Below are 1,602 nucleotides of genomic sequence, written 5' to 3' on the forward strand. Positions count from 1 at the left end.
CGCTGCTCGACAATTTCCCGCATCCCGACGCGGGTGGACAGAATGTCATCAACCTGACCGGCATCAATGTGGTCGCTACCGATTCGGACGGAGACCAGGCGAGCGCGACGGTTCAGGTCAATGTTACTGACGACGTGCCGACGGCGGTTGCCGACAGTGCGACGCAGACGACCGAGAATGCGCCTGTGACGGTGAACGTGTTCGCCAACGACGTGCCTGGCGCGGACGGAGTGAACATCACCGATCCGACCAAGGTGAGCTATGTGGCGGGATCGCTGGCGGGCGGCACCGGAACGGTCACCTACCACAATGATGGCACCTTCACCTACGCGCCGGTCGCCGGCGAGGAAGGGACGGTGACGTTCCAGTACCAGATCGTCGACGGTGACGGCGATCCGTCGGTGACCACGGTGACGATCAACCTGCTGAAGGATTCGACGCCGACGCTCGTGATCGCCGCGGGTTCGGACACCAGCGTGAACGAGGCTGGCCTTCCGGTGCGCGGCATCGAGCCGGCAGGTTCCGGCGAGATTGCCGACCATGATGGGACCAACAACAGCGATCCGAGCGAAACGGCGACGGGCGCGCTGACGATCACGACGGGCAGCGACACGATCGGCCACCTTTACGTGACCGACAAGAACAACCTCCAGGTGGAAGTGACCAATGGCGGCCTGGTGCATGGCCAGTATGGCGACCTGACGATCACCGGCACGCCGGCGACAGGCTACACCTATTCCTACACGCTGCTGGACAACACCTCGGGCAACACTACCCATGACGACTTCGCCGTCCAGGTGGTCGATTCCGACGGTGATCCGGCCTCCACGACGCTCTCCATCGCCATCGTCGACGACGTGCCGACGGCGGTTGCCGACAGTGCGACGCAGACGACCGAGAATGCGCCTGTGACGGTGAACGTGTTCGCCAACGACGTGCCTGGCGCGGACGGAGTGAACATCACCGATCCGACCAAGGTGAGCTATGTGGCGGGATCGTTGGCGGGCGGCACCGGAACGGTCACCTACCACAATGATGGCACCTTCACCTACGCGCCGGTCGCCGGCGAGGAAGGGACGGTGACGTTCCAGTACCAGATCGTCGACGGTGACGGCGATCCGTCGGTGACCACGGTGACGATCAACCTGCTGAAGGATTCGACGCCGACGCTCGTGATCGCCGCGGGTTCGGACACCAGCGTGAACGAGGCTGGCCTTCCGGTGCGCGGCATCGAGCCGGCAGGTTCCGGCGAGATTGCCGACCATGATGGGACCAACAACAGCGATCCGAGCGAAACGGCGACGGGCGCGCTGACGATCACGACGGGCAGCGACACGATCGGCCACCTTTACGTGACCGACAAGAACAACCTCCAGGTGGAAGTGACCAATGGCGGCCTGGTGCATGGCCAGTATGGCGACCTGACGATCACCGGCACGCCGGCGACAGGCTACACCTATTCCTACACGCTGCTGGACAACACCTCGGGCAACACTACCCATGACGACTTCGCCGTCCAGGTGGTCGATTCCGACGGTGATCCGGCCTCCACGACGCTCTCCATCGCCATCGTCGACGACGTGCCGACGGCGGTTGCCGACA

At 63.9% G+C, this 1,602-nt stretch carries 1 protein-coding gene; it reads left to right on the top strand.

Annotated features, from left to right (window positions below):
- The coding region (locus EN845_RS35690; RefSeq protein WP_167531567.1) for an Ig-like domain-containing protein at positions 1–1,602 on the top strand (1,602 nt) is incomplete at both ends.

It is taken from the genome of Mesorhizobium sp. M8A.F.Ca.ET.202.01.1.1, from assembly GCF_004791595.1.
GTDB lineage: Bacteria > Pseudomonadota > Alphaproteobacteria > Rhizobiales > Rhizobiaceae > Mesorhizobium.